At 69.4% G+C, this 24826-nt stretch carries 29 protein-coding genes and 1 pseudogene; 15 read left to right on the plus strand and 15 right to left on the minus strand.

What is annotated here, in order from left to right:
* Nucleotides 1–56: 56 nt before the first annotated feature.
* Genes bioB through OG804_RS31495 form a run of 3 tightly spaced genes read left to right on the plus strand, consistent with a single transcriptional unit; the run spans nucleotide 57 to nucleotide 2058 of the window.
* Entirely contained in the window at nucleotides 57–1094 is a 1038-nt protein-coding gene (gene bioB / locus OG804_RS31485) for a biotin synthase BioB (RefSeq protein WP_328392272.1), read from the plus strand.
* Nucleotides 1095–1144: 50 nt separating this feature from the next.
* A complete protein-coding gene (gene bsaP, locus OG804_RS31490) occupies nucleotides 1145–1354 on the plus strand; it encodes a biotin synthase auxiliary protein BsaP (RefSeq protein WP_328398877.1) in 210 nt (69 codons plus the stop codon).
* Nucleotides 1355–1356: 2 nt separating this feature from the next.
* The gene (locus tag OG804_RS31495) at nucleotides 1357–2058 is read left to right on the plus strand and encodes a DUF2567 domain-containing protein (RefSeq protein WP_328392275.1); all 702 of its coding nucleotides are present in this window, start codon (nucleotides 1357–1359) and stop codon (nucleotides 2056–2058) included.
* 88 nt (nucleotides 2059–2146) lie between these two features.
* Here the strand turns inward: OG804_RS31495 and crcB are convergent, their stop codons facing one another.
* Together crcB and OG804_RS31505 are read right to left on the minus strand one after the other, a co-directional pair.
* On the minus strand, nucleotides 2147–2509 hold the full coding sequence (gene crcB / locus OG804_RS31500; RefSeq protein ID WP_328392277.1) for a fluoride efflux transporter CrcB: 363 nt from the start codon (nucleotides 2507–2509) through the stop codon (nucleotides 2147–2149).
* Entirely contained in the window at nucleotides 2506–3009 is a 504-nt protein-coding gene (locus OG804_RS31505) for a fluoride efflux transporter FluC (protein WP_328392279.1), read from the minus strand. Before OG804_RS31505 ends, crcB begins: the two co-directional genes overlap by 4 nt.
* A gap of 383 nt (nucleotides 3010–3392) precedes the next feature.
* Between OG804_RS31505 and OG804_RS31510 the strand changes: the two genes are divergently transcribed.
* On the plus strand, nucleotides 3393–3923 hold the full coding sequence (locus tag OG804_RS31510; RefSeq protein WP_328392281.1) for a DUF1353 domain-containing protein: 531 nt from the start codon (nucleotides 3393–3395) through the stop codon (nucleotides 3921–3923).
* Nucleotides 3924–3963: 40 nt separating this feature from the next.
* Here OG804_RS31510 and OG804_RS31515 read toward each other — a convergent pair whose 3' ends face one another.
* Complete coding sequence (locus OG804_RS31515; RefSeq protein ID WP_442941690.1) at nucleotides 3964–4719, minus strand: NUDIX hydrolase; 756 nt, start codon at nucleotides 4717–4719, stop codon at nucleotides 3964–3966.
* A 64-nt stretch (nucleotides 4720–4783) separates the two neighbouring features.
* Between OG804_RS31515 and nadA the strand changes: the two genes are divergently transcribed.
* The 4 genes from nadA (at nucleotide 4784) to OG804_RS31535 (ending at nucleotide 9504) form a co-directional block, all read left to right on the plus strand.
* Complete coding sequence (nadA, locus tag OG804_RS31520; protein ID WP_442941691.1) at nucleotides 4784–5839, plus strand: quinolinate synthase NadA; 1056 nt, start codon at nucleotides 4784–4786, stop codon at nucleotides 5837–5839.
* Between the two features lie 108 nt (nucleotides 5840–5947).
* Nucleotides 5948–7570, plus strand: coding sequence for an L-aspartate oxidase (locus OG804_RS31525; protein ID WP_328392285.1), 1623 nt, complete (start codon nucleotides 5948–5950; stop codon nucleotides 7568–7570).
* Nucleotides 7571–7694: 124 nt separating this feature from the next.
* Nucleotides 7695–8555 (plus strand): carboxylating nicotinate-nucleotide diphosphorylase, encoded by an 861-nt coding sequence (gene nadC / locus OG804_RS31530; RefSeq protein ID WP_442941692.1) that lies wholly within the window; start codon nucleotides 7695–7697, stop codon nucleotides 8553–8555.
* An 85-nt stretch (nucleotides 8556–8640) separates the two neighbouring features.
* Complete coding sequence (locus OG804_RS31535) at nucleotides 8641–9504, plus strand: arylamine N-acetyltransferase family protein (RefSeq protein ID WP_328392289.1); 864 nt, start codon at nucleotides 8641–8643, stop codon at nucleotides 9502–9504.
* Nucleotides 9505–9553: 49 nt separating this feature from the next.
* On the opposite strand, the gene OG804_RS31540 is transcribed toward OG804_RS31535, so the two are convergent.
* Nucleotides 9554–10084, minus strand: a complete 531-nt coding sequence (locus OG804_RS31540) for a nuclear transport factor 2 family protein (protein ID WP_328392291.1) — start codon at nucleotides 10082–10084, stop codon at nucleotides 9554–9556.
* Nucleotides 10085–10185: 101 nt separating this feature from the next.
* Here OG804_RS31540 and OG804_RS31545 point away from each other — a divergent pair, with 101 nt between their 5' ends.
* Nucleotides 10186–10656, plus strand: coding sequence for a MarR family winged helix-turn-helix transcriptional regulator (locus tag OG804_RS31545; RefSeq protein WP_328392293.1), 471 nt, complete (start codon nucleotides 10186–10188; stop codon nucleotides 10654–10656).
* A 46-nt stretch (nucleotides 10657–10702) separates the two neighbouring features.
* Here OG804_RS31545 and OG804_RS31550 read toward each other — a convergent pair whose 3' ends face one another.
* Nucleotides 10703–11338 (minus strand): GNAT family N-acetyltransferase, encoded by a 636-nt coding sequence (locus OG804_RS31550; RefSeq protein WP_328392295.1) that lies wholly within the window; start codon nucleotides 11336–11338, stop codon nucleotides 10703–10705.
* A 33-nt stretch (nucleotides 11339–11371) separates the two neighbouring features.
* Nucleotides 11372–12550: a winged helix DNA-binding domain-containing protein gene (locus tag OG804_RS31555; RefSeq protein WP_328392297.1), complete on the minus strand. Its 1179-nt coding sequence runs from the start codon at nucleotides 12548–12550 to the stop codon at nucleotides 11372–11374.
* Nucleotides 12551–12639: 89 nt separating this feature from the next.
* Here OG804_RS31555 and OG804_RS31560 point away from each other — a divergent pair, with 89 nt between their 5' ends.
* Nucleotides 12640–13614 carry an alpha/beta hydrolase family protein gene (locus OG804_RS31560; protein ID WP_328392299.1) on the plus strand — a complete coding sequence of 325 codons (975 nt, stop codon included), beginning with the start codon at nucleotides 12640–12642 and terminating at the stop codon, nucleotides 13612–13614.
* An 8-nt stretch (nucleotides 13615–13622) separates the two neighbouring features.
* Here the strand turns inward: OG804_RS31560 and OG804_RS31570 are convergent.
* From OG804_RS31570 to OG804_RS31610, 9 genes and pseudogenes are all read right to left on the minus strand, one after another.
* Nucleotides 13623–14446 (minus strand): annotated as a pseudogene (locus tag OG804_RS31570) (IS5 family transposase).
* A gap of 303 nt (nucleotides 14447–14749) precedes the next feature.
* Nucleotides 14750–15043, minus strand: coding sequence for an SDR family oxidoreductase (locus OG804_RS31575; RefSeq protein WP_328398881.1), 294 nt, complete (start codon nucleotides 15041–15043; stop codon nucleotides 14750–14752).
* Nucleotides 15025–15648 (minus strand): imidazole glycerol phosphate synthase subunit HisH, encoded by a 624-nt coding sequence (gene hisH / locus OG804_RS31580; protein ID WP_442941921.1) that lies wholly within the window; start codon nucleotides 15646–15648, stop codon nucleotides 15025–15027. The genes OG804_RS31575 and hisH overlap by 19 nt, the downstream gene beginning before the upstream one ends.
* Nucleotides 15649–15784: 136 nt before the next feature.
* Complete coding sequence (hisB, locus tag OG804_RS31585) at nucleotides 15785–16417, minus strand: imidazoleglycerol-phosphate dehydratase HisB (protein ID WP_328392301.1); 633 nt, start codon at nucleotides 16415–16417, stop codon at nucleotides 15785–15787.
* Nucleotides 16418–16437: 20 nt separating this feature from the next.
* Complete coding sequence (locus tag OG804_RS31590) at nucleotides 16438–17595, minus strand: histidinol-phosphate transaminase (RefSeq protein ID WP_328392302.1); 1158 nt, start codon at nucleotides 17593–17595, stop codon at nucleotides 16438–16440.
* Nucleotides 17592–18929: a histidinol dehydrogenase gene (gene hisD / locus OG804_RS31595; protein ID WP_328392303.1), complete on the minus strand. Its 1338-nt coding sequence runs from the start codon at nucleotides 18927–18929 to the stop codon at nucleotides 17592–17594. Before hisD ends, OG804_RS31590 begins: the two co-directional genes overlap by 4 nt.
* A 134-nt stretch (nucleotides 18930–19063) precedes the next feature.
* A complete protein-coding gene (locus OG804_RS31600) occupies nucleotides 19064–19495 on the minus strand; it encodes a hypothetical protein (protein WP_328392305.1) in 432 nt (143 codons plus the stop codon).
* Nucleotides 19496–19531: 36 nt separating this feature from the next.
* On the minus strand, nucleotides 19532–20134 hold the full coding sequence (locus tag OG804_RS31605; RefSeq protein WP_328392307.1) for a maleylpyruvate isomerase family mycothiol-dependent enzyme: 603 nt from the start codon (nucleotides 20132–20134) through the stop codon (nucleotides 19532–19534).
* Between the two features lie 41 nt (nucleotides 20135–20175).
* The gene (locus OG804_RS31610; protein WP_328398883.1) at nucleotides 20176–21720 is read right to left on the minus strand and encodes a serine/threonine-protein kinase; all 1545 of its coding nucleotides are present in this window, start codon (nucleotides 21718–21720) and stop codon (nucleotides 20176–20178) included.
* Between OG804_RS31610 and OG804_RS31615 the strand changes: the two genes are divergently transcribed.
* The 5 genes from OG804_RS31615 (at nucleotide 21640) to hisI (ending at nucleotide 24802) form a co-directional block, all read left to right on the plus strand.
* Complete coding sequence (locus OG804_RS31615; RefSeq protein ID WP_328398907.1) at nucleotides 21640–21816, plus strand: hypothetical protein; 177 nt, start codon at nucleotides 21640–21642, stop codon at nucleotides 21814–21816. The two genes, OG804_RS31610 and OG804_RS31615, sit on opposite strands and share 81 nt — an antisense overlap.
* Nucleotides 21817–21972: 156 nt before the next feature.
* Nucleotides 21973–22704, plus strand: a complete 732-nt coding sequence (priA, locus tag OG804_RS31620) for a bifunctional 1-(5-phosphoribosyl)-5-((5-phosphoribosylamino)methylideneamino)imidazole-4-carboxamide isomerase/phosphoribosylanthranilate isomerase PriA (RefSeq protein ID WP_328392309.1) — start codon at nucleotides 21973–21975, stop codon at nucleotides 22702–22704.
* A gap of 25 nt (nucleotides 22705–22729) precedes the next feature.
* The gene (locus OG804_RS31625) at nucleotides 22730–23599 is read left to right on the plus strand and encodes an inositol monophosphatase family protein (RefSeq protein WP_328392311.1); all 870 of its coding nucleotides are present in this window, start codon (nucleotides 22730–22732) and stop codon (nucleotides 23597–23599) included.
* Between the two features lie 64 nt (nucleotides 23600–23663).
* Nucleotides 23664–24437: an imidazole glycerol phosphate synthase subunit HisF gene (gene hisF / locus OG804_RS31630; RefSeq protein ID WP_328392313.1), complete on the plus strand. Its 774-nt coding sequence runs from the start codon at nucleotides 23664–23666 to the stop codon at nucleotides 24435–24437.
* Nucleotides 24437–24802 (plus strand): phosphoribosyl-AMP cyclohydrolase, encoded by a 366-nt coding sequence (gene hisI, locus OG804_RS31635; protein WP_328392315.1) that lies wholly within the window; start codon nucleotides 24437–24439, stop codon nucleotides 24800–24802. The genes hisF and hisI overlap by 1 nt, the downstream gene beginning before the upstream one ends.
* Nucleotides 24803–24826 lie beyond the last annotated feature (24 nt).

Consider the following 24826-nt stretch of genomic DNA (forward strand, 5'->3'; position numbering starts at 1 on the left):
CGCTGTCCCCGGGAGGCCGGGGCCAGGAAAAACCCTCCGGACGAAGGGATACGCCCGTGACCCAGGCACCTGTTAGGAACGCCGACCCCGCAGCGACCACCGCGGATGTGCTGACACTCGCGCGCGAGCAGGTTCTCGACCGCGGGACAGGACTCACCCGCGAACAAACCCTCGAGGTGCTGCGCCTGGGCGACGACCGGCTGGAGGAGTTGCTCGAACTGGCCCACGAGGTGCGCATGAAGTGGTGCGGCCCGGAGGTCGAGGTCGAGGGCATCATCAGCCTCAAAACCGGCGGCTGCCCGGAGGACTGCCATTTCTGCTCGCAGTCGGGTCTGTTCCAGTCGCCGGTGCGCGCGGCCTGGCTGGATATCCCGAGCCTGGTGGAGGCGGCCAAGCAGACCGCCAAGACCGGTGCCACCGAGTTCTGCATCGTGGCCGCGGTCCGCGGCCCCGACGAGCGACTGATGACGCAGGTGGCGGCGGGGGTGGAGGCGATCCGCAACGAGGTCGACATCCAGGTCGCCTGTTCGCTGGGCATGCTCACCCAGGACCAGGTCGACCGGCTCGCAGCCATGGGGGTCCACCGGTACAACCACAACCTCGAGACCGCGCGTTCCTACTTCCCGAACGTGGTCACCACGCACAGCTGGGAGGAACGCTGGGACACACTGCGAATGGTGCGCGCGGCCGGCATGGAGGTCTGCTGCGGCGGAATTCTCGGCATGGGCGAAAGCCTGGCGCAGCGTGCCGAATTCGCCGCGAACCTGGCCGAACTCGACCCCGACGAGGTGCCGTTGAACTTCCTCAACCCGCGACCGGGCACACCCTTCGGCGACCTCGACGTTCTGCCCGCCGCCGACGCGCTGCGCGCCGTCGCCGCGTTCCGCCTCGCGCTGCCGCGCACACTGCTGCGCTTCGCCGGTGGCCGGGAGATCACGCTCGGCGATCTCGGCGCGAAGAAAGGAATCCTGGGCGGGATCAACGCGGTCATCGTGGGCAACTACCTCACCACCCTCGGACGCCCGGCCGAACAGGATCTGGACCTGCTGGGCGAACTCGAGATGCCGATCAAGGCACTCAACGAGACATTCTGATCGGCGACGTCAGCCGGGGAACGGCCGACCCCGTGAGTACTGTCAGCGCTATGGACGCGCGCTACAACCCGTTCACGGGCCGGCCGATTGTGCCCGGGCTCGACGAACCGACCGCCCGGGCCGTCGAACTCGGTCTGGAACCACCGCGGTTCTGCGAGCACTGCGGCCGCCGGATGATCGTGCAGGTAGACCCCGGCGGCTGGTGGGCCAAGTGTTCCCGGCACGGCGTGATCGACTCCGGCAGCCTGGAAAGGCGGTAGGGGTGCCCGGGCGGAACCGGACCGGGTTGCGACGGGAGCTGCGCGCCGCCGTCGTACTGCTGCTCGCGGTGGTCGTGGTGAGTCTGGTGGTGGGCGCGCTCTGGGGCTTGCTGGCGCCGACCGAACGGGTGCTGGTCGTCGAGCCGGGTCGCGGCGCCGCGCTGGTCGGTGAGAGCCTGCACCGCTTCGACGCCATGGCGCTGTTCACGGCGGCCGGTGCGGTCACCGGTTTCCTCTCGGCGGTCGGTGCGTGGCGCTGGCGGCGGATGCGCGGTCCGATCCAGCTCGTCGGCCTGATACTCGGCTCGGTGGCCGGCGCCCGGGTGATGGCCTGGGTCGGGGAAGTCGTCAACACCTGGGACAATCCGCGGCCCGAGGATCCGCCGGTAGGCCAGATCGTCGCCCTGCCCGTCGAGCTGGGCAGCCTGCTGGCGCTGGTCGCGCAACCGCTCGTGGCCGGGCTGGTGATCCTGATCCTGGCCGGGCTGAGTCCGGCCGAGGATCTCGGGACGGGCTTCCTGAGCCCGTTCGACGATTCCCGGCCGCAGCCCTACGCCGATCCGGAATCCGACGCGGCCGCCTACCAGCGAGATCCACCCGAGTCGCCACCCGCGGGCGACCCGTCTCGGGCCGGTGCGTCGGCGGGGTCCGTCCGGGCCGATGCGCTCTCCGCCGACGATTCGCCGCCGGCAAGACCGAGCTGACCGCGCCGATTGCGAACGGCCCCGCATGCGGTCGATGCGGTCGGTCTCCGGCCAGCGGTGCCCTCACCCGGTCGGGGGTGCCGCCGGTTCAGCCGAAGAGTGCGTGGGTTCCGGTATATCCCAGCACCGCCGCGACCAGTCCCGCGGCGATGCTGCCGCCGGCGTAGCGGACCACATGCCAGTAGGCGCGTTGTTCGGTGAGGCGCACGGTTTCATAGCTGAAGGTGCTGTAGGTCGTGAACGCGCCGCAGAACCCGGTGCCCGCCAGCACCGTCCACGCCGGGGGCAGGCCCGCTCCGGTGAGCCCACCGAGGATCAGGCAGCCGGACACATTGACGGCGAACGTGCCCCACGGGAACCTCCCGCTGTGCCGGGCCTGGACCGCCCGGTCGAGCAGATAGCGCAGCGGCGCACCGACCGCGGCCCCCGCGATCACCAGTAGTACGTTCACCGCGCCGCTCCCGCCGGTCCGCGCCGTCCGGCGGTGCGCGCCAGCCACATTCCGGCGGCGGCGGCCGATACCGCCGCGACCAGGGTTGCGGCCAGGTAGACGGCGCCGACGACGATCGTGCCGGGTTCGAGCAGCGCGCGGATCTCGTCGGCGTAGGTGGAGAAGGTGGTGAACCCGCCCAGCACGCCGACGCCGAGGAAGGGGCGCAGCAGGGGATGCGGGGTCCGCAGTTCGGTGACCACGACCATCAGCACGCCGAGCAGGAAACTTCCGCTCACATTGATGACGAATACCGCCCAGGGAAAGCCGCCGGCGGGGGTGGGCCAGTACTGGATCAGTCCGTACCTGGCCAGTGCGCCGAGCGCGCCGCCGACGGCGATGACGACCAGGATCGCGCCGTGGGTGGCGGCGAGTTCGCGGGCCTGGCGCGGGGATCGCAGCTCGATATCCGGATCGACGGGAAGCTCAGGGCCGGTGACCGGCTCCGGGTCGGTGGGCACAACTCTCTCCTACTCCATAACCACCACAGGACGGTGAGGTGACGGGTAGGGACTGTCGGCGGCCGTATCGCCGCGGTTGTTCCGGGTCGGTACCCGGAGCGGCGAGCCCCACCGCCGCGCTGCGGAGTTTAGTGGCCGGGCGACCTCGCCGGTGCGTCGGGACGACCGCGACCTGCGCGATGTGCTGCTCTCAGGAGAGCACGAGGACGGCGCGGTACCGAGTAGTCGGAGCCGGCCCACGGGCTGGACGAGACAGCTGCTCGGCTGCGTGACCGGTGGACCGAGCGCGCAAGATCGCGCCGATTGTCCCGGACAGTGCGCGGATTCGCGCGGACGGTCGTAGGCTGACCCCCGATTCGGCAGGCCGACAAGGAGATAACGTCGTGGGGTTCACCAGTGCGCTCGTGGTCGAGGAGATCGATGGGACGTTCTGGAAGGTCCGGGAGCCGTTGGGATATGCGGGCGCGGACGAGCATTTCGAGGTTCCCGTGGGATTCCGCACCGATTTCGCGTCGGTGCCGCGGCCGGTGGTGTGGTTGATCCCGCGGTACGGCGTGTACACGCGGGCGGCGATCCTGCACGACTATCTGCTGCGCTCGGACCAGGTGAGCACGGTCGACGCCGACGGCCTCTTCCGGCGGGCGCTGCGCGAGTGCGAGGTCTCGCTGCTGCGCCGGTGGATGATGTGGACGGCGGTGCGGTTCGGTAGCCGGCTGCGGGGCGCGTCCGCGGCGGCGCTCGCGGTGTGGACCGCGGTCGCGGTGCTGTCGATCCTGTTCCTGCTGATCCCGACCGTCGTGGTCACCGTGTTCCTGATGCTGTTCTGGGTGATCGAACTGCTGGCGTGGCCGCTGGATCGGTCCCGTGCGCACGACCGGCGCAAGCAGGTGCCGCGGCCGGAGATGCGGAGCTGAGGCCGGGCCGGTCGAAGGCTCGGGCACGGGGCTCGAACGCTCAGGCGCGAGGGCGCAGCGCGGCGAACTCGTCGGTGACCCGAAGCCCGGAATCGGTGAATCGGTAGACCGACGCGGGGCGTCCGCCGGTGCGGCCCGGGGCGGCGGTGTCGCCGGTGGGGGTGATCACCTTGCGCCGGGTCAGGACGCGTTGCAGGTTCGTGGTGTCGACATCGTAACCCAGTGCGGCGCAATAGATTTCCCGGAGTGTGGACATGGTGAAACGCTCGGGGGCCAGCGCGAACGAGATATTCGTGTAGGAGAGTTTCGCGGCGAGGCGGGTGCGGGCGTGCTGGACCACCGTGCCGTGGTCGAACGACATCTCCGGCAGGGCTGCCACCCGATGCCAGGAGGTGTCGTCGGGCAGTCGCGGGTCGGCGGTGAGGGGGACCAGCCCCAGGTATGCCGAGGCGATCCGGCGCGGTCCGGGGATGCGGTCCGGGGCGCTGAACACCGACAGCTGTTCGAGATGGTTCACCTCGCGGACGTCCACCTTCTCGGCGAGCTGGCGGCGGGCCGAGGTGTCCAGATCCTCGTCGTTGCGCAGCCGGCCGCCCGGTAGCGACCAGGTCCCGCGTTGCGGGTCGAGCGCGCGCTGCCACAGCAGCACGGCGAGCTCGCTGTGCCCGCCCGGACGGTCCACTGTGCCGCTACGGCCGCTCTCACCTGGGGCGATGTTCGCGGGGAACCGGCGAACCTGGAACACCGCGGTGAGCGATTCATGGATGGTGCTAAACTGGTCCACGTTTTCGATCATAAGTCGAAAACCTGGTTGAGTGCGAATCGGCAGAGGCGCCGATCGCGCGGAGGAAGGAGCGACCATGGCGACGATGGGAGCAGAATTGGCCCCGGCGCCGGGTACCGCATTGCGGGAGCGGATCAGCGACGGGCCAACGGGCTATACCGGTGTCGAGCCGACACCGGAGTGGGCGGCCGAGGTGAAACGGCTGGCGCGACAGCGCAATGCGACCATTCTCGCGCACAACTATCAGCTGCCCGAGATCCAGGACGTGGCCGACCACGTCGGCGACTCGCTGGCGCTGTCGCGGATCGCGGCCGAAGCCCCCGAGGGCACCATCGTCTTCTGCGGCGTCCACTTCATGGCCGAGACCGCCAAGATCCTGAGCCCGGACAAGACCGTGCTGATCCCCGACCAGCGCGCCGGATGCTCGCTGGCCGATTCGATCACGGCCGAGCAACTGCGCGAATGGAAGGCCGACCATCCCGGCGCGGTCGTGGTGTCCTACGTCAACACCACCGCAGCAGTGAAGGGGCTCACCGATATCTGCTGCACCTCCTCCAATGCCGTCGACGTGGTCGCCTCCATCGACCCCGATCGCGAGGTGCTGTTCCTGCCCGACCAGTTCCTCGGCGCGCACGTGAAACGGGAGACCGGCCGGGAGAACATCCACATCTGGATGGGCGAATGCCACGTCCACGCCGGTATCAACGGCGACGAGCTCAACGAACAGGCCCGCGCCCACCCCGACGCCGAACTCTTCGTGCACCCCGAATGCGGTTGCGCCACTTCCGCGCTGTACCTGGCCGGGGAGGGCGAATTCCCCGCCGACCGGGTGCACATCCTGTCGACCGGCGGCATGATCGACGCCGCCCGCGCCGCGAAATCGAACCAGGTGCTGGTTGCGACGGAGGTCGGGATGCTGCACCAGCTGCGCAAGGCGGCCCCCGGAATCGATTTCCAGGCCGTGAACGATCGCGCCGCCTGCAAGTACATGAAGATGATCACCCCCGCGGCCCTGTTGCGCTGCCTCGCCGAGAATCGCGACGAAGTGCACGTCGATACCGAGACCGCCGCGCTGGCTCGGCATTCGGTCCAGCGCATGATCGAAATCGGCAATTCCGGCGGCGGCGAATGATGTGCTCGCCCGGTAGCCGGCCCTCGTCCGGCGCACAGATCCGGCAGTGCTTCCCGCCGACGGCGGTGCGCTCCTGGGCGCGACCGTGATCGTGCGGCGGTGGCCACGATGACCGGTGCACAGTGGGGTCACGCCTGGGAAGAGCACGCGGACCTGGTGGTGATCGGCGGTGGCGTCGCCGGGCTCACCGCGGCGCGCGCGGCGGCACGCCGCGGTCTGCGGGTGCTGATCCTCAGCAAGGGCGGCCCCAGCGATACGGCCACCCAATACGCGCAGGGCGGTATCGCGGTCGTCGCTCCGCACGGTGATTCGGCGGATTCCCATGTCGCCGACACCCTCGCGGCCGGCGGCGGATTGTGCGATCCCGACGCGGTGCGGTCCATTGTGGAGGCCGGACCCGACGCGGTCGCCGCGCTCACTGATCTGGGCGCGGTGTTCGACCTCGGACGCGACGGCCAGATCTCGCGGACCCGGGAGGGCGGGCACAGCACCCGCCGCATCATTCACGCCGGTGGCGACGCGACCGGCGCGGAGGTGCAGCGCGCGCTATCGGCGGCGGGAATGCCCGTGCTGTTCGGGACAGCCGTGCTCGAGGTCGTCACGGGCCCGGCCGGGGTCCAGGGCGTGATCGCCGTCTCCGAGCGGGGCGCCGGGGTCGTGCATGCGCCGGCGGCCCTGCTGGCGACCGGCGGTTTCGGCCAGCTGTACGCGTCGAGCACCAACCCGGCCGGGGCCACCGCCGACGGTGTCGCCCTGGCTCTGTGGGCGGGAGCGGCGGTCGCGGATCTGGAGTTCGTGCAGTTCCATCCCACCATCCTCTACACACCGAACGGCGTCGGCCGTCGGCCGCTGATCAGTGAGGCGGTCCGGGGAGAAGGCGCGCGGCTGGTCGACTCGCGGGGCGACTCGGTGACCGCCGGTGTCCATCCGCGCGGAGATCTGGCGCCCCGCGATGTGGTGTCGCGGGCCATCGCCGCCCGGATGCGACTGCTCGGCGACGACCACGTCTACCTCGACGCCCGCGAAGTAGACGGGTTCACCCGGCGTTTTCCCACGATCACGATGTCCTGTCGCGCCGCCGGTATCGACCCCCGCCGCGATCTGATCCCGGTGGTGCCCGCCGCGCACTACCAGTGCGGCGGTGTGGTCACCGATCTGCACGGACGCACCGGGGTACCCGGGCTCTACGCGGCCGGGGAGGTCGCGCGCACCGGGTTGCACGGCGCGAACCGGCTGGCCTCCAACAGCCTGCTGGAGGGTTTGGTGATGGGTGAGCGCGCCGGGCTCGCGGCGATGGAACGGCTGGGCGAACCGGCGAACGCGGCGGGCAGGCCTCGGCCCTTCCGGCCCGCGCTGTCGCGCAGCCTGCTCCAGCAGACGATGACCGAGCACGCCTCGGTCGTCCGAGACGGGGCCGGTCTGGCGCTCGCGGCCGGGATACTCGACACCGCGCGGTACGACGAGTCGCCTCGGGTGGGTGACGGTGCCTCGGCAGGCGGGGCCGGTGCACCGGCGGATCTCGTCGCCCGATTCGAGGACGCCGCGCTCACCGTGACGGCGCGGGCGCTGCTGCTCGCCGCCCGGGTACGCACCGAGAGCCGCGGTTGCCACACTCGCTCGGATCATCCGCACGCGGTGGCGAGCGCGGCACAGGGGACGGTGGTGCGGCTGGATGCCACCGGCGCTCCGCGGGTGCTGGCCCAGCAGGCCCCGCTGGCGGCGCCGTCATGAGCGACCGGCCGATACGGGCCTACGCGACGCCCACCCGGCCGAGACCGGCCGATCCGCTGTCCGGTGACGAAGCGATCCCGCCGACGCACGCGTCCGCGGTGGAATCGGAAACAAGGAGATGACAATGACGTTGGATCCCGGTCTGGATCTCGCGGAAGTGCGCGGTCTCATCCGCACCGCGCTCGACGAAGACCTGCGGTACGGGCCCGATATCACCACCACGGCCACGGTCGCGGCGGACGCGGCGGTGAAGGCCGCGGTGGTCGCCCGCCAGCCGGGCACGGTCGCCGGTATCGATATCGGCGTGCTCGTGCTCGACGAGGTGATCGGCGCGGGCGGCTACGAAGTCACCGAGCGGGTGCCCGACGGCACTCGCGTCGCGCCCGGCGACACGGTCCTGGGCCTGGTGGCGCCGACCCGCGGCCTGCTCACCGCCGAACGCACGATGCTCAACCTGATGTGCCATCTTTCCGGTATCGCCAGCGCCACCGCCGCCTGGGTGGACGCGGTCGCCGGAACCGACTGCCGCATCCGGGACAGCCGCAAAACGCTGCCCGGGCTGCGGGCGCTGCAGAAGTACGCGGTGCGGGCCGGCGGCGGGGTGAACCACCGGATGGGTCTCGGCGACGCCGCGCTCATCAAGGACAACCATGTCGTCGCCGCGGGGTCGGTGGTGGCGGCGCTGCGCGCGGTCCGCGCGGCCGCCCCGGATATCGAATGCGAGGTCGAGGTCGACGACCTCGACCAGCTCGACGCCGTACTCGGCGAGAACGTCCAATTGATCCTGCTCGACAACTTCCCGCTCTGGCAGACCCAGGCCGCGGTCCAGCGCCGCAACGCGAAAGCGCCGGGCACAAAGCTGGAATCCTCCGGCGGTCTCACCCTGGACATGGCCGCAGGCTATGCGCGAACCGGTGTCGATTTCCTGGCGGTCGGGGCGCTCACCCATTCGGTCCGGGTGCTCGACCTCGGTCTCGACATGTAGGGCGCGGTCGGCGCCCGCGTCCGCGCCGGAACACCAGCGCACTCCGTGTGGTTGCTCGTGACGGACCCGGACGAAAGAGGATGCTATGTCGAAGCCGGCGGATGCCGCGTATCACTGGAACGGCGATGCACTGGATCTGGACGCGTACCTGACGCGGATCGCATACACCGGCCCGCGCACTCCGACGTTGTCCGTGTTGCGCGACCTGGTCGCCGCGCACACCACCGCCGTACCGTTCGAGAATCTGGAGGCGGTGCTGGGGCGGCCGGTCCCACTGGACCTGGAAACCCTGCAGGACAAACTGATCCGGCGGCGGCGCGGGGGTTACTGCTACGAGAACGTCGTCCTGTTCGCGGCGGCACTGGAGCGCTTCGGGTTCGGCATCACGGGTCTGTCCGGCCGGGTCACCATGGGGTCGGGCGGTCTTCGTCCGGCCACCCACGCGCTGCTGCGGGTCACGGTGGCCGACGACGACCGGGTGTGGCTGGCCGATGTGGGTTTCGGCCACGGGCCGTCCGAACCGTATGCCCTCGTCGACGAGCCGGAAGAATTCCGCCTCGGCGGCTGGCGGTTCCGGCTCGAACGCACCCGCGGTGAACTGGGCGGGGACCAGTGGGTACTGCACCAGTTCGTCGGTGCTGGATGGGTCGACCGCTACACATTCACCATGGATCCGCAGTACCGGATCGATTACGAGGTGGGCAATCACTTCGTCTCCACCTCGCCGCGCTCCCCTTTCACCCAGCGCCCGTTCGTGCAGCGTTTTCTGCCCGGAGTGCACCACACGCTGGACGGGCGCGCTATGACCACGGAGTATCCCGACGGGACGAGCGTCTCCCGGGAATTCGAGCTCGCGCAGTTGCCGAAGGTTCTCACCGAGGTATTCGATATCGATCTCGCCGGCGAGGACGCGGAGGCGCTGATCCACGCGCCGTGGACCACTCGCTGACCGGAGCATGTTCCGGAGCGGGAGGTTCGCGGTGGTCCGGTGTTCCGGTTCAGAACCGGGTGCCGACGGACCAGACCGGCGTCGAATGCACGCGGGTCAGCCGCCAGCCCTCGGGCAGGCGTCGTGCGGAGAAACGGTAGATCTCACCCAGGGTGAAGCCCGGGTTCGGCAGGGTGCCGTCGGTGGTGGCGGGAGCGAATACCGCGAGTAGGTTCGCCCGGATCTCGGCGGTATCGGTGGCCAGTTCGATCGCGGTATTGCTGACGAAATGCTGGATCACCCGGTCCGGGGAGTGGTTACGTGCCGCCTGGGCCATCAGTGCATCACGGCCGGCGGCCTCGCCGCCCGGGGTGCGTGCGGTGGCGTCGCTGGTGTAGATCGTCCGGAACTGGTCGAAATCCCCGTCGTCCAACGCGCGGGCCAGCCGGTCGACGAGGGCGGTGAGTTCGGCGCGATCGGTGAGTTCGCACAGTGCGCGCCCGGGCCGGTCGGCGGCAAGGTGCACACCGGCTGCGACCGCCGCCCCGGCGGCGGTCGTGGAGAACAGGGTCAGGGGCACCAGGCGGCGACGAATCTTCACGGCGGTAGCCTTCCGCTAATTGTTGGAGCAGCCAATGTTGGTAACTCCAACGATAAACCAATTTGTGGGGATTGCCAACAATTGCTTGCTACATTCCGGGTATGAAGATCGCGCACGAGGACGTCCCCGGCAGGCTTCGCTCGCTGCCGACGCGACTGATCAACCAGACCGCACTTCTTGCCGACCGCGCCACCGAGCAGGCGCTGGCCGATACCGGATCGCGGCGGCATCACTACGCCGTGCTCACCACGCTGCGGGAGGCCGGCGCCGCCAGTCAGGCCGAACTCGGCCGGCGCACCAAAATCGACCGCAGCGATATGGTGGCGGTCCTCAACGACCTCGTCGCGCGTGGCTTAGCCGATCGGTCCGCCGATCCCGACGATCGCCGCCGCAACATCGTCACTCTCACCGAAGCGGGTGGCGCGCACCTGGACGAGCTGGACCGCAGGCTGGACCGGGCGCAGGACGAACTGCTCACCGCGTTGTCCGCGCCGGAGCGCCGGACGCTCGTCGCCCTGCTCACCCGGATACTCGACGCGCACACCGCCGCCGCGGATACCCGAAGCAGCTGACCGAATACTCGGAAACACGCGCCGCACCGCTCGGGGGCGCCGCGGATCAAGCGCGGATCATGGTCCGCTGGTGTACCCGCGCACCCCGGTAGCGCAGACCGGGCACCAGCGGCGTGGGGCCGTAGGCGGTGAAACCCATCCGCTCGAAGAACCGGACGGCCCTGGTGTTCTCGACCAGCGTCTGCAGATGGCAACCCGGTGCGCCTGTCGCGGTCAGCCGATCGAACCACCGGTGCATCAGCCCGTCCGCCGCACCGGTACCGCGCGCTTCGGGAGCGATATTGATATGCAGATGCGCCGGCCAGCGCGGATCGCGTATCTCGCCCGCGCTCGGATCGCGGCGCAGCGCCACCGCGGCCGCGTCGAGCGCACTGCGGGCGAAGAAAGCGGCCGGGCGGCGGCGCAGTACGAGCCGGTGCCGCCGGATGGCGTCGGCGATCCGCTGTTCCTCGCTGAGGAAAGCCGCGGTGTCGAGGCAGCCGGTGAGGTAACCGACGAGTGCACCGTCGTCCTCGGCCAGGAACAGCGACTCCGGCTCGTGGTCCATATAGGGTTCGAGATAGATTCCGGCCTCCGATTCCGGATGCCCCCAGAGGCTTTCGGTAGGGGAGCCCTCCCCGGCGCGTACGAACAGCTGCCGCAACGCGTCGCGGTCGGTTTCGTGGAAGGGCCGAATACGCATATCGGACAATCTACTTCGAATTCGCGGCCCCGGTCATGCGGTGAGTTCGCGTTCGAGCGGAGTACGGAACCGTGGAATCGGGCGCACCGCACCGAACCAGCCGGCGGCGCGTTCGGCCTCGGCCGCAACCAGCGATTGTGCCTCGGCGCCGATATCCTCCAGGATCCGTGTCACGATCTCGCCGTCCTTGCGCTGTGCCCAGCCGCCCACGATCCGGCCGTCGTACCAGATGCTCGGGCCGATATTGCCGTTGCGGTCGAACAGCCGGGGCTGATGTTCGCCCAGATACCAGGAGCGCGACTGCCAACCCATCGGAGTCGGGTCCAGTGCGGGTAGCAGCACCGCCCACGGCGGCGGATCGGGCACCGGCTCGAGATCGCCGGCCAGGATCAGCCCCGGGGTGCCGTCGAGATCGACCTCGACGGTATCGATCCCGGCGAGTGCCTTGCGGACCTGTCCCAGCGTCCATCCGGTCCACCATTTGATATCGCCGATCGGTGCGGGCCCGAAGGTGTGCAACCACGCCCGGACCAGTTCGGTGCGGGCCGCCTCGGCCTCGATATCGCCGAGGGGGCCGGGTAGCCAGGACTCCACCGGCGCCCACGAGTACTGGCTGCTCGACCACGTACCGTTCGGCCGGGCCCGCACGATCCGGCCCTCGGTGCCGAGCAACACCAGCACCCAGCTGGTGATATTGGTGGCCCGCGAATACGGCTTCTCCGGCGCGGTATCGATCTGCGTCCGCAGTTCGGGAACGTCCTTGCTCAACTGGGCCCCGGTGGCGCTGCCGCGTGCGAGCAGCGCTCGATGCGTACGCTCGGCGACTTCGGCGAGCCAGCCCGGGGCATCGCCCGCCCCGATCCCCGCCTGCTCCAGGTATCGCGCGTAGGTCCGGCGCTGTCGGGCCGCGAGATCGGTGCCGCAGGAGGCGTGTAGTACGGGCACCAGATCGACCGGCGCGACGAACATGGTGCGCCGCATCGCCAGCATCCGCACCAGCGACCGGTCCTCGTACAAGGCCTGTTCCACCTGCACCGGGCCCAGGTCGTGACCGCGGGCCGCCACCGACAGGTGCACGGTGGCGGGATCGGTGGCGTGCAGTACCACCATCGACCGCGTGATCTCGGCCGGATCGGCGCTACGGTGTGCGCCGGAGAGCCGGTGGCGGACGCCGATCCGGGCACGGCGCTGCGCGGTACTGATCGAATACATGGCCCGGATGCTAGCGGCGGGATCCGACACCCCCGGCCCGTCCGGCCGGGTTCCTGCGAATGTGGCCCGCGCCGTGGAATATTCGAAGGATGAGCAGACGCGCAGTGAGCTTCCTGGCCGGGGTGCTGTTACCGGCATTGACGGCGACGCTGCTGGCCGGGGCGCCCGCCGCCGCGACCCAGGCGTGCGCGGTCCAGAGCCGGCCGATCTCGGTACCGGTCGACGGTGAGCAGGCCACCGGCCTGGTCTACGAACCACGCGGCTGTACGGTCGGCAACGCGCTGGTCGTGGCCGCGCACGGGCACAAGGGTTCGGCGGCCCAGTACTCCGAATACCTCACCTCGATCGCCGCGCGCACCGGAACTCCGGTCGTCTCGATGGATATGCGCGGCAGTGCTCGGTGGCGCACCGGGGAATGGAATCTGTGGGCCGGATGGCAGGATCTGGTCGCCGCCACCCAGTGGTACAAAGCAACGCATCCCGGTGTGGCGCGCACTATCCTGTGGGGCTGGAGCCAGGGTGCGATGACCTCCGGACTGGCCGCCGCCTACGGCCCGGCCGGACTGTTCGACTACTGGGTGGACACCTTCGGCCCCTCGGATCTGTTCACCCACTGGTCGGGGCCCGCCGCCGACTACCCCGCCCTCCAGGCGCAGATCCAGCGGGACGCCGGCAATTGTGTGCCCGTCATCTGCCCGCTCGCCTATGCCGACCGCTCCCCGGCGCTGCAGGCCGGCCGGATGGGTATCCGGCACGCTTTCCTCATCCACGGCACGGCCGACGAGGTGGTGCCCTACGCGGCCAGCACTCAGATGCGGGCCGCGCTCATGCTCGCCGGTAAACCCAGCACGCTGTATTCCATCGTCAGCGGGCGAACCCTGAACGGAATGGTCGAACCCGGGCGCCACAATATCGGCCCGGCCCTGTTCGAGGCCGGTTGTGTGGTGGAGCGGCTCGCCCTGGGTACCGAACCGCTCGACGGCAACCGTGACTATGTGGTCGATGTGGCCCGGGGCATCGTGGCCGCGCCCCCGCCACCGCCGAACGCCAAATGCGCCGCTTAGGCCGCGTTTCATAAGTCGTGGCCGGATAACCACAGGTTGATTGCGGCGACGCGGACCGTGGCCAGGTAGCGGACAGCGAGTTTGTCATAGCGGGTGGCGACTGCGCGGTGCTGTTTGAGGCGGCTGATCGTGCATTCCACGGCGTGGCGCAGTTTGTAGAGGTTCGGGTCGAACGCTGGCGGCCGGCCGCCAGCGTTTCCTTTGGCCACGCGATGCGCTGCCTGGCCTTGATCGGGATGGTTGCCTTGATCCCGCGTTGCCGCAGGTAAGCACGGTTGGCCGCCGAGGAATAGGCTTTGTCGGCCAGGACCCGATCCGGTCGCGACCGGGTGCCACCGACCCCGAGTCGCGGCACCCGTATTTCGCCGAGCACCGTCGTGAACTGCGGGCAATCGGCCCACTGACCAGGTGTGATCACCAGAGCCAACGGCCGCTGGCCCTGGTCGGCGGCCAGATGCAGCTTCGTGGTGAACCCACCCCGCGACCGTCCCAGACCGTGGTCAGCGGGTTCGTCGTCGAAACCACCCGCCGGTTCGACCTGACCGTCGAAGTCGCGGCGGGCACCCGCCGCATGCTGGTGCGCACGGGCGATCGTGGAGTCCACGCTCACCGTCCACTCGATCTCGCCGCCCGCGTCGGCGTGGGCTTGCAGCGCGGTCAGTATCGATTCCCACGTGCCGTCACGCTGCCAGCGGCGGAACAACCCGTACACCGTCTGCCACGGCCCATACGTTGTCGGAATATCACGCCACGGGCTGCCGGTCCGGATCCGCCACCGGATCCCGTCGATCAACCGGCGTTTCGACCACCGCGGTGGCCGACCCGGCTTCATACCAGCAGGTAGTAGCGGTTTCAGTTTCGCCCACTGAGCATCAGTCAGATCCGCACGGCACGTTGCCGTTACGCTGTTCACGAGGTCTCCGGTTGGTTTCCGGTTGTGCTTGGTCGTTCAACCAACTACCGGAGACCTCGCCACATCACCAACTTCTCAACCCGGACAACGGGTTCCATCCCACACCATCGGGCTTATGAAACGCGGCCTAGCCGACTGCCGCGGTCAGGCCACCGCGTAGCCGCCGTCGATACCGATCACCTGACCGGTCACCCACGAATCCGGTCGCGCCAGGGCGGCCACCTACGGCGCGATATCTTCGGGGCGGCCCCGGGTACCGAGCGGAATCCCGGCGGTCTCCTGCGCTTTCAGCTGTTCGACAGCGGCGCCGGACAGCCCCATCCGGTCCAGTGCCTCGCTTTCGGTCGGCCCCGGGGCCACCGCGTCGACCCGGATACCGTGTGCGGCGAGTTCCAGTGCCCAACTACGGGTGAGCTGTTCGACGGCGGCCTTACCCGCATAGATCCGAAGGCCCGCCGCACGCGGCGGTGAGGGCCTGTACCGCGCACGGCGCCGGGTCAGATCGATTTCACCCAGTTGGAGAGCAGCTGTGCACCGGCGTCGCCCGACTTCTCCGGGTGGAACTGCGTGGCCGAGAGCGCGCCGTTCTCCACGGCGGCCAGGAACCGGCCGGTACCGTACTCGCACCAGGTCAGCCGGGGTGCGGCGAGATGGTCGCTGGGTGGCAGTTCCCAGGTACGGGCAGCGTAGGTGTGCACGAAATAGAACCGGGTACTGGGGTCCATTCCGGCGAAGAGGACGCTGTCCGTGGGCGCGGAAACGGTGTTCCAGCCCATATGCGGCAGAACCGGCGCCTCGAGTTTGTCGACGGTGCCCGGCCACTCGCCGCAACCGTCGGTCTCCACCCCGAACTCCACGCCGCGATCGAACAGGATCTGCATCCCCACGCAGATACCCAGTACCGGCCGCCCACCGGCCAGCCGCTGACCGATGATCCGCTCCCCGCGCACCGCCCGCAGCCCGGCCATGCAGGCGGCGAAGGCACCGACACCCGGAACCACCAGGCCGTCGGCGGCGAGCGCGGCCTCGGGGTCCGCGGTCACCTCGACCCGCGCACCGGCCCGGACCAGCGCCCGTTCGGCGGAATGCAGATTCCCGGACCCGTAGTCCAGCAGAACCACCGAAGTCACAGTGCCTTCTCCCTGTCGGATGCATGCGGTTCGCGGAGGCAAGAGCCCAGGTAACCCATCACACCACCCCCACTGTCGCTCTCCATGCGGCCGCGGCGGCCGCAGCGAAGGCGAAGGTATCGCCGCATCACAGTGTTCCCTTGGTCGAGGGCACGCCCTGTACGCGCGGGTCGGGTTCCACGGCGGTGCGCAGCGCGCGGGCCACCGCCTTGTACTCCGCTTCGGTCACATGATGCTGGTCGCGGCCGTAGAGCACCCGGACGTGCAGCGCGATCCGGGCATTGAGGGCGATCGATTCGAAGACGTGCCGGTTGAGTACCGTCGAATACGGCGCCCCGGGATCGTTGCGACCCCGGACCGGTGCGCCGGGGATCACGGCGTGCAGCAGATGGTCCGGTTCACCGGTGTGCACGCAGTAGGGCCGCCCGGAGACGTCCACCGCGGCATGTGCCAGGGTCTCGTCCATCGGAATGTAGGCGTCGCCGAACCGGCGGATGCCTTTCTTGTCGCCGAGCGCCTGCCCGAGTGCCTGCCCGAACACGATCGCGGTGTCCTCGACGGTGTGGTGCGCTTCGATCTCGATATCGCCGTCGGCGCGCACGGTCAGATCGAAACTGGCGTGGGTGCCGAGCGCGGTGAGCATATGGTCGTAGAACGGGACACCGGTGGAGATATCGGTTTTTCCGGTGCCGTCCAGGTTCAGGTCCACCACGATGCTCGATTCCCTGGTGGTGCGCTCGACCCGCGCGGTTCGGTTCATACTCTCTTCCATCTCGGTGATCAGCGCTGCGCTGTCAATTCGGTGGCGGCCAGTTTCGCGCCGGCCCGCAGGAATTCGTCGTTCTCGGCGGCCAATCCGATGGTGGCGCGCAGGTATCCGCCGATTCCGACATCGCGGATCAGCACACCTTCGTCCAGGTAGTGCTGCCAGGCGCGCGCGGCGTTCTCGAATTTGCCGAACAGCAGGAAGTTCGCATCACTGGGCACCACCTCGTACCCCATCTCGGTCAGCTCCCGGGCGACCCGGTCGCGTTGGGCGGCCAGTTCGGCGACACTGCCCAGGGTTTCGTCGGCATGCCGCAGCGCGGCCCGCGCCGCCGCCTGGGTCACCACCGAGAGGTGGTACGGCAGCCGCACCAGCAATAGCGCGTCGATGACCGCGGGGGCGGCGACGAGATAGCCGAGGCGACCGCCTGCGAACGCGAACGCCTTGCTCATCGTCCGGCTGACGACGAGTTTCGCCGGGTACCGGTCGATGAGGCCGATGGCGCTGGGCGCCGCGGAGAACTCGGCGTAGGCCTCGTCCACAATGACGATTCCGGGTGCCGCGTCGAGGATCCGGGCCAGGTCGGCGGGCGCGACACTGTGCCCGGTGGGGTTGTTCGGGCTGGTCACGAAGACGACGTCGGGCCGGCGTTCGGCGATGGCGGCCAGCGCGGCGTCGATATCGATGGCGAAATCGGCGCCGCGTTTCGCCTCGACCCATTCGGTATCGATGCCCTCGGAGATGATCGGATGCATCGAATACGACGGAACGAAACCGAGCGCCCGCCGGCCGGGTCCGCCGAACGCCTGCAGCAGCTGCTGCAGGATCTCGTTGGAGCCGTTGGCCGCCCACACATTGGAGGTATCCACGGCGAACCCGGTTTGCCTGGTGAGATAGGCCGCGAGATCGGTGCGCAGCGCGACCGCGTCGCGATCCGGGTAGCGGTGTAGATCGGCGGCCGCGGCCCGGACGGCCGCGGCCACTTCGTCGACCAGTGCCCGACTCGGTGGATGCGGGTTCTCGTTGGTGTTGAGCTGCACCGGAACGCTGAGTTGCGGTGCGCCGTAGGGGGATTTGCCCCGCAGGTTCTCGCGCAGCGGCAACGCGTCGAGCCCGATGGCGGATCCGGGAACGGTGATCGCGGTGCTCTTTTCGGAGTCGGGTGTGGTCACGACAGCGCCTCGAAACGGGCGCGGACGGCTTGCCCGTGCGCGGGCAGATCTTCGGCGTCGGCCAGCGCGACCACATGTCCGGCCACGTCTTTCAGGGCCGACTCGCTGTACTCCACGACGTGGATCCCCCGCAGGAAGGTCTGCACACTGAGACCCGACGAGTGCCGGGCGCAGCCGGCCGTGGGCAGGACGTGGTTGGATCCGGCGCAGTAGTCGCCGAGGCTCACCGGGGCGTAGGGGCCCACGAAGATCGCACCGGCGCTGCGTACCCGCGCGGCTACGCCGGCGGCATCCGCGGTCTGGATCTCGAGGTGTTCGGCGGCGTAGGCGTTGACCACTCGCAAGCCCTGATCGATATCGTCGACCAGCACGGTCCCCGACTGGGTGCCGGTCAGCGCGGCGGTGACCCGTTCGACGTGCTTCACCACGGCCAGCTGCGCGGTGAGCGCGGCATCCACGGCATCGGCGAGTTCGAGGCTGTCGGTCACCAGCACACTGGCGGCGAGCACATCGTGTTCGGCCTGGCTGATGAGATCGGCCGCCACGTGCACCGGATCGGCGGTGGCGTCGGCCAGGACGGCGATCTCGGTGGGGCCCGCCTCGGCGTCGATCCCGACCAGGCCGCGGCACAGTCGTTTGGCGGCGGTGACGTAGATATTGCCGGGACCGGTGATCAGATCGACCGGCAGCAGCTCGGCGCCGTCGGTATCGGTGCCGCCGTAGGACAGCAGCGCCACCGCCTGCGCACCGCCGACCGCCCACACTTCCTCGACGCCCAGCAGCCGGGCCGCGGCCAGGACGGTCGGGTGCGGGAGCCCGCCGAACTGCTGCTGTGGCGGCGAGGCCACCACCAGCGAGTCCACCCCGGCGGCCTGGGCCGGGACCACGTTCATCACGACACTGGACGGGTAGACGGCGTTACCGCCGGGCACGTACAACCCGACCCGCTCCACCGGGACCCAGCGTTCGGTCACGGTGCCGCCGGGCACCACCGCGGTGGTGGTATCGGTGCGCCGCTGGTCGGCGTGGACGGTGCGGGTGCGTTCGATCGCGACCTCGAGTGCCGTGCGTACGGCCGGATCGAGCTCGTCCAGGGCGGCGGCCAGCCGGTCCGCCGGGACCCGGACGGATTCCGGGGTGACCCCGTCGAATTTCGCCCCGAATTCGAGCGCGGCGGCCGCGCCGCGGTCGCGGACGGCCTCGACCACGGGCCGCACCTGATGGAGTACCGAGTCCACATCGACCCCGCCGCGCGGCAGCGCGGTGCGCAGTTGCGCGGTGGTGGGAGTGCGACCGCGTAGATCGACGCGGGCGAGCTCGATACGGGATGTCATGGTGGTTCCGGTCCTTGTCTTCGGCCTGGGTACATCAGCACAAGGTGCCGTTCCAGCCTAATAGGCGCCGTTGGGCGGAGCCCATCCGCAGTCCACGCACGGCCGCAGGGAAGGGGTGTGCAGTGGGTCTGTGGTCAGGAGATCCGGGTGTAGATGAAATCGAGCGTGTGGTCCCAGCTGCGCGGGTCCAGTTCGGAGTCCGAGCGCTCCCAGGTGGCGCGGAATGTGCTTCCCGTCTCATCCAGGTTCCCGGTGAACCGCTGGGAATGGCCGGGCGCATCGCGCCACACCCGCCACAGCGGTCCGTCGAAGGAACCCTGGTAGACGCGGTGCTCGCCGTACTGGTCGTAGTGCAGGATGACCAGGTGTTCCTGATACAGATCGTCGGCGCCGACGAGCCAGGTCCAGCTGACCCCGGGATCGGGGACCGTATAGCGGACCACCAGGAATCGCGCATCGGGCATCCACTCGATCGACGTATGCCCGGTGATATCGGGGTGCAGGCTCGTGGTCGTCGTCCACTCACCGACCATTCTGCCCATCGAGGCCAGTGCTGACTCTGTCATCGGAGCGTCTCCCATCGGTGGCGCGAACTCGGATGCTCAGCTGCAGCGGCGACGCAGTTCCGGGACCCCCTCACCCTCGAGCTCGTCGAGGACCACCGGACGGCCCGCCATCGCCAACGCTAGCGCCTCACCCCGGCCCCGTACCGGAAGACCGGACCCCTTGATCCAGTCGAAATCTGTCGCGACGAACTGTAGCCCTCTGGTAAACCGCCACGGGCGAGCGAACGGGTCGGGCCGGTCGAGGACGGCGCGCAGCCGCTCGGCGGGGATATCGCGGCGCAGGCCGAGCGGGCGGCGGATGTCTTGCTGGTGTACGAGCAGATCCGCGAGACCCAGCCGTGGCCACCAGCGCGAGACCGAGCCGGGCGCCGCCTCGAATTCCGCGAGCAGCTCCGCCGGCGTCCGCCGGGCCCCGGCCGCGGCCATGGCGTTGTTGACACCGTCGATCGAGAATCTGTTGCGGATCGCGATGCCGGCGTATTCGGTGAGCGGGATGCTGTCGTAGCGCAGATGCGCGACCATCTCGCGCACCCGCCAGCCCGAACACAATGTGGGCGTATCCCATTGCGCTTCGGTCAGTTCCCGCAGCAGGGCGATCAGCTCCGTGCGCTCCGCGGCGAGCATTCCCCGAATGTCCATGTCACACACACTAACTCGGGAGGTGGTCGGCTACCCGGCGGTCAGCGGGTATCGCTGTCGATGAGCAGGTTCCCGCCGGAGCTCACGATCCGCAGCGTCGGATTGCGTGTCTGGCCCCCGTAACTGAGGTTGTTCACCCGCATATCCACCGAACCGTCCGGGTTGTTGCCCTTGTACGCCTCGATCTGGTTGAAACTCTGCACGGTCCGGGTCGACCAGTACTGATCGAACTCGTCCTGGCTGCCGTACACCTGTTGCGCGGCGGGCGTCAGCAGCGACCAGGAACCCGTGGGATCGAGATAGAACTGCTCGATGACCTGCCCGGCCTGCACCCATTCGACCGAGCCGCTGCTCGCCGTGGCGCCGAGCGCCGGACTGTTCGAGGCGGAGGTGTCGGGGGAGCTCGGTGCCGTGGCACTGGTGGAATTGTCCGCGCGGGCCGGGCTGTCGTCGCCGGAATCGGAGGAGCTGAAGAACAGTACTCCGCCGACCACCGCCGCACCGGCGATCCCGCCGATGATGACGGCGCGTTTGACACCGCCGTTCCCCGATCCCGATTTCGGTGCGACCCGCTGGGTGGTCGTCGGGGGATTGGTCGAAGGGCGGCGCGGCGGCCGCGCTTCCTCGCCGTTGCGATTCGCCGTGCGCGGCTCCGGACGCCGCCGGGGCGCGGTGTTCTCGGTCGCGCTGCCGTACCGGCCGGGCGCGGGCGACTCCATGGTGCTGACGGCGGCGCCGCCGTGCCCGTTGCGATCCTGTCCGTTGCGGTCGAACGCCTCGCGGGCCGGGACGAAACCCGCATGCTCCGCCGAGGAGTTCTCGTAGCCGGCGAACTGGGACAGCTCTTCGCGCGCCTCGCGCATCGTGGGCCGCTCGCGCGGGTCCGGGCTGAGCAGGTCCAGTAGGAAATCGGTGGCCGGACCGGCGTTCTGCGGATCGCTCACCTGTCCGTTGGCCGCCGCGTAGAGGACTTTGAGCGGATTGCCGGAACCGAACGGCGGCTCGCCCTCCAGCGCGTGGAAGAGCGTCGCGCCCAGGGCGAACACATCCGCGGCGGGGGTCGGATCGGCGCCGCGCGCCACCTCCGGCGCCAGATACGCGGCGGTACCGCAGATGAGGCCAGTCTCGGTGAGCGTGACATCGCCGGTGGCCCGGGAGATGCCGAAATCGGTGATCTTGACCGTGCCGTGATCGTCGAGCAGCACATTGCCCGGTTTCACGTCGCGGTGCACTATCCCGGCCTGATGCGCGGCGATGAGCGCGGCCGCGACCTGTTCGCCTATCCGGGCCACCTGCGGTAGCGGCAGCGGTCCCTGGGCGGACAGCACCATCGCCAGGCTGCGGGATTTCATGTACTCCATCACCAGGCACGGATCGCCGCCGTGCTCGGTGATATCGAAGACCACAATGGCATTCGGATGCTGGAATCGGGCCGCGTTGCGGGCCTCCCGAGTCGCGCGCTGGCGGAGCACATCGCGCTCGGCGGGCGGCAAACTGGGCTTGATGTGGATCTGCTTGATCGCCACCGACCGTTGCAGACGCTCGTCGACAGCACGCCAGACAACGCCTGTGCCGCCGCTACCAATCTGCTCGACCAGGCGGTAGTGATCCGCGATCAACTGACCGGTATCGATGGCGCCTACTCCGAACCTTCTCGAAATCGTGACATGCCGCGTACTTGACCACTCACGCGTCCGGGACGAGTGTAGCGGGCACCTCGACCGCCCCAGTGGGTGATGTCACTTTAACGGGGTGCCGGTCGGGCGATCACGGCGGCCGGGCCGCCACGGACCGAGGCGCGCGGCGCGGGCGAACACCGGGCTACTACGCTGTTCCGAGTGAGTCTTGTGCTGCTGCCCGCCGTCGATGTCGCCAATGGAGAGGCCGTACGCCTGGTGCAGGGCGCGGCGGGTAGCGAAACCAGTTACGGTTCGCCCCGCGACGCGGCCCTGGCGTGGCAGGAGTCGGGCGCCGAATGGGTGCATCTGGTGGACCTGGACGCGGCCTTCGGTCGCGGGTCCAATCGTGAGCTGCTCGCCCAGGTGGTCGGTGAACTCGATGTGGCCGTCGAACTGTCCGGCGGGATCCGCGACGACGAATCGCTGAAGGCGGCGCTGGCCACCGGTTGCGCCCGCGTCAACCTCGGCACGGCCGCGCTCGAGAATCCGCAGTGGTGCGCGCGGGCCATCGGCGAATACGGCGACCGGGTGGCGGTCGGCCTGGACGCGCAGATCGTCGACGGGGAGTACCGCCTGCGCGGCCGCGGCTGGGTCAGCGACGGCGGCGATCTGTGGGAGGTACTGGAACGGCTGGAACGCGACGGCTGCACCCGCTATGTCGTCACCGATGTCACCAAAGACGGCACTCTCACCGGACCGAACCTCGACCTGCTGAGTGAGGTGTGCATGGCGACCGAGGCGCCGGTGATCGCGTCGGGTGGGGTCTCGGCCCTGGCCGATCTCACCGCGATCGCGGGCCTGGTGCCCGAAGGTGTGGAGGGCGCGATCGTAGGCAAGGCGCTCTATGCGGGCCGGTTCACCCTGCCCGAGGCGCTGGCTGCCGTCCGTTGACCGCCGTGATCGGGGAGCCGAGTCGATGACCGGGGCAGACACCGAGCTGGCCACGCTGATGACCACCGCCGCCGAGGTGCTGGACGGGGTGCACGACCGGTTCCTGGAAGGCCGGGGCGCGCCGAGCGCGGTGGCCAAGGGATCGAAGGATTTCGCCACCGAACTCGACCTGGAGCTCGAACGGACCATCTCCGGGCAACTGCTGACCCGGACCGGGATCGAGGTGCACGGTGAGGAATTCGGCGGTCCCGCGCTCACCAGCGGCACCGCCTGGGTCCTCGACCCCATCGACGGCACCTTCAACTATTCGAACGGGCATCCGCTCACCGGCACGCTGCTGGCGCTGGTCCGCGACGGCGAACCGGTGCTCGGCCTGGCCTGGTTCCCGCCGCTCGGCCGCCGGTACGCCGCCGTGGCCGGTGGCCCGTTGCTGCTCGACGGTAAACCGCAGCCGCCGCTGGCGCCCGCCATCCTCGACGAGGCGATGATCGGGTTCGGCGCCTTCAATATCGAGTCCACCGGCCGGGTGCCCGGCCTGTTCCGGCATCGGGTGCTCGGCGCGCTGAGCGCGCTGTCGTCCCGGGTGCGCATGCACGGCTCGACCGGGATCGACCTGGCCTTCACGGCCGAAGGCACCTTGGGCGGCGCCATCGTCTTCGGGCACCACCCCTGGGACAACGCGGCCGGCGCGCTCATGGTCCGGTGTGCGGGCGGAGTGGTCACCGACCTCGAAGGCGTGGAGTGGACCATCGAATCCGGGTCGGTGCTCGCGGCCGCGCCGGGCGTGCACGCCGAACTGCTCGATATGATCGCCGCCACCAGGGGTAGCGGGCACACCGCAGTATCCGATCGGGTGGACACCGCGGGCCCGCGTGGCGCGGAGGGGACCTCATGATGCGATACCTTCGCCTTCGCTGCGGTCTCCGCGGACCGCATCAACCAGCCCCGATGAGGACCCTATGACGCTGGCTACTCGGGTTATTCCTTGTTTGGACGTCGATGCCGGGCGGGTGGTGAAGGGCGTCAACTTCCAGAATCTGCGCGATGCGGGCGACCCGGTGCAACTCGCCGCCGCCTACGACGCCCAGGGCGCCGACGAACTCACCTTCCTGGACGTCACGGCCTCCACCGGCGACCGCGGCACCATGGTCGACGTGGTGACGCGGACCGCCGAGCAGATCTTCATTCCACTCACCGTCGGCGGCGGGGTCCGCACCGTTGCCGACGTTGACCGGTTGTTGCGGGCCGGTGCGGACAAGGTCTCGGTGAACACCGCCGCCATCGCCCGGCCCGAGGTGCTCGACGAGATGTCGCAGCGGTTCGGGTCCCAATGCATCGTGCTGTCGGTGGACGCCCGCACCGTGCCGGCCGGCGAGCCCGATACGCCCTCGGGCTGGGAGGTGACCACGCACGGTGGGCGCCGCGGCACCGGTATCGACGCTGTCGAATGGGCGATCCGCGGGGCCGAACTCGGTGTCGGGGAGATCCTCCTCAATTCGATGGACGCCGACGGCACTAAAGCCGGTTTCGACCTGCGGATGATCGGCGCGGTCCGGGCCGCCGTCTCGATACCGGTGATCGCCTCGGGCGGCGCCGGTGCGGTCGAACATTTCGCTCCGGCGGTGCGGGCAGGCGCCGACGCCGTACTGGCGGCGAGCGTCTTCCACTTCGGCGACCTGACCATCGCGCAGGTCAAGGACGCGCTGCGGGCGGCGGAACTGGTGGTGCGCTGATGAGTCTCGATCCGGCGATCGCGGCCCGGCTGAAACGTAACGAGTCCGGGCTGGTGGCCGCGGTCGCCCAGGAGCGCGCTACCGGCGCCGTCCTGATGATGGCGTGGATGGACGACGAGGCGCTGGCCCGGACGCTGGCCACCCGCCGCGCGACCTACTATTCGCGCTCCCGGCAGCAGTACTGGGTGAAGGGGGAGACCTCCGGCCACACCCAGTACGTGCACGAAGTACGGCTCGACTGCGACGGCGATACGGTGCTCCTGGTCGTGGACCAGGAGGGTGCGGCCTGCCATACGGGCACGCACACGTGTTTCGACACCGATGTCCTCCTCGCGCCGGACCGCGCCGACTCCGGCACGGACTGAGCGCTATTCGCCCGCCCGGTCCGG

This window comes from Nocardia sp. NBC_00416 (genome assembly GCF_036032445.1).
In the GTDB taxonomy this organism is placed as follows: domain Bacteria; phylum Actinomycetota; class Actinomycetes; order Mycobacteriales; family Mycobacteriaceae; genus Nocardia.